We start from the raw sequence: 6,691 nt of genomic DNA, 5'->3' as shown, positions 1-6,691 counted from the left end.
CCCATCGTTGAACCGGATGACGGGGGAGTCGGGGGCCTCGAGGAGCGCTTCCAGGTACTTCTCGTGCGCTTCGGCGAAACGTCCCTCCTCGTAAAGGCGGTTCCCCTCGCGCGTCTCCGCGCGCCCCGCCTGCGCCCGGATCTCGCCCGGAGCCGCGGCCGCAGCCGCAAGCGTCGCGATGGCCACGGGCAGCCACAACCGCACGCTCCCGCCAGGCGTCGTACTCACGAGAACCTCCCTCTCCAGACCCTCACCGTCTTCTTCCGGTCCGTCCACAGGCCCTCCAGGAACAATAGGAGAATCGCCGCTCCGAGGAATATCTGGAACTGCTCCTCGTACTGGGTGACCTCGCGCGCGTCGATCTCCCGTCCGCCCAGCTCCGCCACCTCTTCGATGAGCGCCGTCAACTCGCTCGCTTCGGGGGTGCTGCGGTAGAGTTGGCCGCCCGTTCGCGCCGCGATCTCCCGCAACGTCGTCTCGTCGAGGCGGGTCGTGACGACGGCCCCCGCTTCGTCGCGCTTGAACCCGGCCGCCCGGCCCGCCGCGTCGTACTCGGGAATGGGGACGCCGTCCGTCGAACCGACGCCGACCGTGTGGATCGTAACCCCGGCCTCGAGTGCGCGATCCAGCGCCGGCTCGATGCCCCCCTCGTGGTCTTCGCCGTCGGTGACGACGATGATGACGCGTTCCTCCACCGGCGCGTCGGAGAAGGCGTCGAGCGCGAGTTCGAGTGCGGCACCGAGGTCCGTCCCCTGCACGGGCACGAGGTCCGTGTCCATCGCGTTGAGGAAGAGGCGCGCGGCCCCGTAGTCCGAGGTCAGCGGGCTCTGGACGAAGGCCTGGCCGGCAAAGGCGATGAGGCCGATGCGGTCCCCATCCAGCCGCTCGATGAGGCGCTGGATTTCGAGCTTCGAGCGCTGCAGGCGGTTGGGGGCGAGGTCCTCCGCCAGCATCGAGGTGGAGAGGTCGAGGGCGACGACGATGTCCATCCCCTCGCGGCGGACGGTCTCCACGCGCGAGCCGAACTGCGGACGGGCGACGGCGACGACGGAGAGTCCGAGCACGGCGAGGAGGCCGACGGCCTTCCAGGCGCGGGCCCGCGAGTTCACGCTCTGGCTCAACTGGCGAACCAGCGCGAGATCGCCGAAGCGGGCCAGCGCCTGGCGCCGCTGCACCGCGCCGCGCCACATGAGTCCGGCGGCCAGCGGGATGAGCGCCAGTCCGAACAGCGCCGTGACGAACCCGAAGCGGAACACGATCTCGCCTCCCCCCTCGCTACGGCAGTCTTCGCAGGACCGTCTGCGCGAGCCCGATCTCGAGCAGCAGCAGTCCGAGTCCCGCCGCGAGCGGGAAGTGGAAGAGTTCGCCGTACCGCGTGAAGCTCTGCACGTCGACCTCGGTCGTCTCGAGGGCGTCGATCTCCTCGTAGATGCGCTCGAGGCTCTCGCGGTCCGTGGCCCGGAAGTAGCGACCTCCGGTGACCTCGGCGACCTCCGTGAGCGTCGGTTCATCGACATCCACCGGAATCGAGACGAGGCGCCGCCCGAAGACCGGATCATCGACGGGGACCGGGGCTGTCCCCCGCGAACCGGCCCCGATCGTATAGACCCTGACCCCCAGCGCCCGGGCCATTTGGGCGGCGGTCGCCGGATCGATCTCGCCGCGGTTGTTCCGGCCGTCGGTGAGGAGCACGATGAGCCGCGATTCGGCCTGGCTGGACTCGAGTCGCTTGAGCGCGGTCGCGAGTCCGAGTCCGATCGCGGTCCCGTCCTCGACCATCCCCACCTCCAGTTCGGCCATGACTGCGGAGACGGCCGGGTGGTCGATCGTGAGCGGCGCCTGGGTGAACGCCTGACCCGCGAACACGACGAGCCCGATGCGGTCGTTGCGCCGGCGCTCGACGAAGTTGGCCGCAACCTCCTTGGCGGCCTCCAGCCGGTTGGGCGCCAGGTCCTGCGCGAGCATGGAACTGGAGATGTCGAGGGCCATCACGATGTCGACGCCCTCGGTCGAGACGTCCTCGCTCGTCGAGGCGGACTGGGGGCGGGCGAAAGCGACGATGAGCGCGCTGAGGGCGAGAAGTCGCAGCGCCAGCCGCACATGGCGCAGGCGGCCGGTGCGCTCGGCCCCGGCGTGGCGGAGGAGCGCGAGATCCGGGTAGCGCAGGGCGCCGGCGCTGCGCCCTCCCTTCGCCAGGTGCCGGTAGGCGAGTGCCGGGACGAGGAGAAGCAGGAGCAGGAGAAACGCGGGGTCCGCGAACCGGTGGATCACGACCCCGCCGCCTCGATCCGGTCGTCCGCCGTCGCTTCGGGCTCCGCGACGGGCGGCGGGGGCACAAACTGCGTCCGCTCCACCAGCGAGCGCGCGTCGGCGAGAATGTTCCGGCACGCCGTGTCATCCGGCCGCCATTTGGCGAACTTCACGAGGTCGCAGGCGTCCAGGAAGCGCTCGAAGGCCGTGCGAATGCCGGGGTCCACGCCGGCATGTCCCAGGCTCGAAATCACGTCCGGCGTGACCATCTCCAGCGCCCAGATCCGGTAGCGTCCCTCCAGGTACGCGCGGATGATCCGCGACACCTCGATGTGGTACGGCTTGATCTCGCTCCGTTCCAGGAGAGGGGACGCTTCGAGCCGGTCCAGGGCTTCGAGCGCGATCTCGTGCGCCGGCCGGGCCGGGACCGGCGGCCGGGAGTCGATCCGGTCGGGGCGGCGGCGCCGCCGGCGCCCCCACCAGTAGCTGAGGCCGGCGAGGGCCGCGGCGAGCAGGAACCACGGCCACAGGAGCAGCCAGTCCCGCGCGATCGCGCGCGGACCCGTCACGTCGCGGATGTCCCCGCCCTCGTCGAGCCCGACCGTGGTCACTCCGATGACCACCGGGTCGGTGGAGACGGTAGTCGTCCCGTCGCCTCCGTCCGTGAGTTCGAGGATAAAGGACGGGATCTCGAGTTCTCCGAGTTCGAAGGCGGTCACGTGAAGCACCGCCGCGGTCCGGGTGCCGTCCGCCGAGGCTTCGGGCGGACTCACCTCGAGCGCCAGCGTCTCGAAGGGGCCCAGCGAGAGGGAATCGGGCCAGCGCACCGCGAAATCCGCCGGGTGCTCGACGGCGAGCCGCAGCGCGAGCGGATCGCCCACGTGGATCTCCGTCGTGTCGGGCTCGATCGTGACCCGCGGCGACTGTCCCCGGAGGTCTCCACGCGCGCTGAGCGCCCCGCACACCAGCAGGAGGCCCATGATCGCCCGCCGCCGGTTCCCGCGCCCCGGTCCGCGACTCATATGCGCCGCCCCCGTTCCTCGAAGAAGCGCATGAGCGGCCGCAGGTAGGGGCGCCCGGGACTGAGGTCCACGACATCGACCTTGCTGCGCCGGAAGGTCCGGTCCTGCCCCGCCCGCGCCTCCTCCCCGCGGCTTGCGAACGCCGCGCGGAAGTCCCGGTTCGACGTATCGACGACGATCCGTTCTCCCGTCTCCGCGTCCTCGAGTTCGACGAGTCCGATCGGTGGCAGCTCCGACTCCCGGCGGTCCCTCACGCGGAGGGCGACGACGTCGTGCCGCCGGCCCGCGACCCCGAGCGCCTTCTCGAAGGGTTTCGAGACGAAATCGGAGACCACGAACACCACGGCCCGCCGGCGGATGATGCGGGAAAGATATTCGAGCGCCGCGCCGAGGTCCGTCGCGCGGCCCGCGGGCTCGTGGTAGAGCATCTCGCGCAGCACGCGCAGGACGTGCCGCCGGCCCTTCCGGGGCGGGACGAACTTCTCGACGCGGTCGCTGAAGATGATGAGCCCGACCTTGTCGTTGTTCTTGATCGCGCTGAAGGCGAGGAGGGAACACACCTCCACGGCGAGGTCTCCCTTCATGCGCTCGCGGGTGCCGAAATCTCCGGACGCGCTCACGTCGACGAGCAGCATCACCGTGAGTTCGCGCTCTTCCTCGAAGATCTTGACGTGGGGCGTTCCGGTGCGGGCGGTGACGTTCCAGTCGATCGTGCGGATGTCATCGCCGTAGTCGTACTCGCGGACCTCGGCGAAGTTGATGCCGCGTCCCTTGAACACGGAGTGGTATTCGCCCGAGAACACCTGGTCCACGAGCCCCCGCGTCGTGATCTCGATGCGGCGGACCTTCCGGAGGATCTCCCGCGGAATCATCCCTCGATCCCCTCCTGCCCCCGAACCCCTACGGGACCTCGACGCTGTCGAGGATGCGGTTCACCACGTCTTCGCTCGTGACTTCCTCGGCCTCGGCCTCGTAGGTGACGAGCACGCGGTGCCGCAGGACGTCGAGGGCCACGGAGCGCACATCCTCCGGCGTCACGTAACCCCGGTGCCGCAGGAAGGCGTGTGCCCGCGCCGTTCGCGCCAGGCAGATGCTGGCTCTCGGCGACCCGCCGTAGGCGATGAGGTCCGCGAGGTCGTCGAGTCCGTGGTCGGCCGGCGCGCGCGAGGCGAAGACCAGTTCCACGATGTACCGCTCGACCTGCCGGTCCATGTAGATGAGGTCGACGGCGCGGCGCGCCCGGAGGATCTCGTCCGGCGTGACGACCGTCTGCGGCTCGGGCGCGGACCCGACGCCCATGCGCCGCATGATCTCCAGCTCCTCCTCCTTGTCCGGATATCCGACGGAGAGCTTGAGCATGAAACGGTCCACCTGCGCCTCGGGGAGCGGGTACGTCCCCTCCTGCTCGATCGGATTCTGCGTCGCGAGAACGAGGAACGGGTCGTCGAGGGGGAAGGTCTCGTCCCCGATCGTGACCGTCCGTTCCTGCATCGCCTCGAGGAGCGCGGACTGGACCTTGGCGGGGGACCGGTTGATCTCGTCGGCGAGGATGATGTTGGAGAAGATCGGACCCTTTCGGGTCTGGAACTCGCTCCGCTTGGGGTCGAAGATCAGCGTTCCGATGAGGTCGGCGGGGAGGAGGTCCGGCGTGAACTGGATCCGCTGGAAGCCGGTGTCGATCGCCTGCGCGAGCGTCCGCACCGTGAGGGTCTTCGCCAGTCCCGGCACTCCCTCCATGAGCACATGGCCGTCGGCGAGCAGGCCGATGAGGAGCCGCTCGACCATGGTTCGCTGCCCCACGATGACGCGCCCCACCTCGTCGGCCAGCCGCTCCACGAAGGCGCTCTGCTCGCGGATCTTCTCCTGTATCGCTTCGATGTCGTGACTCACCGCGGTGCGTTCCTCTCCTCTCGAATCGTCTTGAATCGTCTCTCGAATGATCTCACGCGAAGGGCCTGGAGCCCGCGGGCGAACCGCCTCGGGCACGCGGCGCCGATAAGGATCGGCGCTTGAAAGACATTTTATCGAATTTCGGCGTTGCCCGAAGGGTTTCCGGCCGACCTGCGTTGACGCGGGCCGTGGCGGCGGGCACCGTGAACGCAGCAGGGCTTTGCCACGGGCTGCCAGTCGCGGGGTGCCAACCGGGAGCGCCGAATGTACGACACGCCGGAGCCGGGATCGGAATCGAAGGCCGTCCACCGTCGCGACCTCCTCCGCTGGCTTGCGGCCAGCCCTCTCCTGGGTGCGTTCGCCGGTTGCGACCTGGGCTTGGTGGGGCGCGCAGTGGCGCAGGAGGCGCCGGCGCGGTCGCTCGATGACCTCGTCCCGTCGGCGCAGGAGGCCCTCGACGTCTTCGACCTCGAGAAGGTGGCCGCGCAGACGGTTCCAACGGCGCACTGGGGATACATCAAGACCGGCGTCGACGGTGAGGGGACGCAGGCGAACAACCGGGCCTCGCTGGAGCGCATCTACCTCCGCGCGCGCCGGCTGGTCGACGTCTCGAACCTCGACATGCGCGTCTCGATCTTCGGGCGGGAGTGGCCGACGCCGCTCATGATCGCTCCGGCGGGAAGCCAGGTCGGCTTTCACCGCGACGGCGAGCTCGCCACCGCGCGGGCGGCCGCGGCCCGCAACCACCTGCAGACGCTCTCATCGGTGAGTTCCACGGGGGTCGAGGCGGTGAACGAGGCGCGGGGGGAGCCGGTCTGGTACCAGCTGTACGCGCCGCGCCACTGGAACGCGACCGTCGCGCTCGTGAACCGCGTTCGTGAAGCCGGCTGCCCCGTCATCGTGCTCACGGTGGATCTCCTGGGCGGGAGCAATCGTCTCACGCTGGAGCGCTACCGGCGGATCGATGACCGCAACTGCGAGAGCTGTCACCGGAGCGGCGGCCGCGCGGACCCCGTCAAGCCGATGTACGAGGGGCTGCCCCAGGGTCCGCCGGACAGCGCCGGCCCCACCATGACGTGGGACTACGTGCACCGCCTGCGCGACATCACGGACCAGCGGATCGTCGTGAAAGGGCTCGTCACCCGCGAGGATACCGAACTCGCGCTGGAACACGGCGTGGACGGCATCTGGGTCTCGAACCACGGCGGCCGCGCGGAGGGCAGCGGCCGCGCCACGATCGACGCGCTTCCCGAGGTCGTCGAGGTGGCGGGCGGCGAGGTGCCGATCATCGTCGACGGAGGTTTCCGCCGCGGCACGGACATCTTCAAGGGCCTCGCGCGGGGCGCGACGGCGGTGGCGATCGGGCGCCCCTACCTGTGGGGACTCGGCGCCTTCGGCCAGGCGGGCGTCGAGCGGGTGCTGGAAATCCTGATCGAGGAACTGCGCATCACCATGGGCGCCGTCGGGACCCCGTCACTCGCCGACATCGGCCCCCACTCCATCGGCGTCGACTGACGACATGACGTTCC

7 protein-coding genes are annotated in these 6,691 nt (G+C 69.8%); 1 reads left to right on the top strand and 6 read right to left on the bottom strand.

The genetic code is table 11. From position 1 onward, the window contains the following. From OXN85_07660 to OXN85_07635, 6 genes are all read right to left on the bottom strand, one after another. A partial coding sequence (locus OXN85_07660; protein ID MCY3599832.1) for a tetratricopeptide repeat protein occupies positions 1 to 228 on the bottom strand: 228 nt, incomplete at its 3' end. Next, complete coding sequence (locus OXN85_07655; protein ID MCY3599831.1) at positions 225 to 1,256, bottom strand: VWA domain-containing protein; 1,032 nt, start codon at positions 1,254 to 1,256, stop codon at positions 225 to 227. The genes OXN85_07655 and OXN85_07660, both read right to left, overlap by 4 nt. A gap of 19 nt (positions 1,257 to 1,275) precedes the next feature. Next, the gene (locus OXN85_07650; GenBank protein MCY3599830.1) at positions 1,276 to 2,271 is read right to left on the bottom strand and encodes a VWA domain-containing protein; all 996 of its coding nucleotides are present in this window, start codon (positions 2,269 to 2,271) and stop codon (positions 1,276 to 1,278) included. Beyond that, positions 2,268 to 3,272 (bottom strand): hypothetical protein, encoded by a 1,005-nt coding sequence (locus OXN85_07645; GenBank protein ID MCY3599829.1) that lies wholly within the window; start codon positions 3,270 to 3,272, stop codon positions 2,268 to 2,270. Before OXN85_07645 ends, OXN85_07650 begins: the two co-directional genes overlap by 4 nt. Further along, complete coding sequence (locus OXN85_07640) at positions 3,269 to 4,144, bottom strand: DUF58 domain-containing protein (protein MCY3599828.1); 876 nt, start codon at positions 4,142 to 4,144, stop codon at positions 3,269 to 3,271. Before OXN85_07640 ends, OXN85_07645 begins: the two co-directional genes overlap by 4 nt. A gap of 28 nt (positions 4,145 to 4,172) precedes the next feature. After that, the gene (locus OXN85_07635) at positions 4,173 to 5,162 is read right to left on the bottom strand and encodes an AAA family ATPase (protein MCY3599827.1); all 990 of its coding nucleotides are present in this window, start codon (positions 5,160 to 5,162) and stop codon (positions 4,173 to 4,175) included. A gap of 264 nt (positions 5,163 to 5,426) precedes the next feature. On the opposite strand from OXN85_07635, the gene OXN85_07630 reads away from it, so the two are divergent. Beyond that, positions 5,427 to 6,677, top strand: coding sequence for an alpha-hydroxy acid oxidase (locus OXN85_07630; GenBank protein MCY3599826.1), 1,251 nt, complete (start codon positions 5,427 to 5,429; stop codon positions 6,675 to 6,677). The last annotated feature ends 14 nt before the right edge of the window (positions 6,678 to 6,691 follow it).

Source organism: Candidatus Palauibacter australiensis (assembly GCA_026705295.1).
Classification (GTDB): Bacteria; Gemmatimonadota; Gemmatimonadetes; order Palauibacterales; family Palauibacteraceae; genus Palauibacter; species Palauibacter australiensis.
This window is presented reverse-complemented; position numbering and strand designations above follow the sequence as displayed.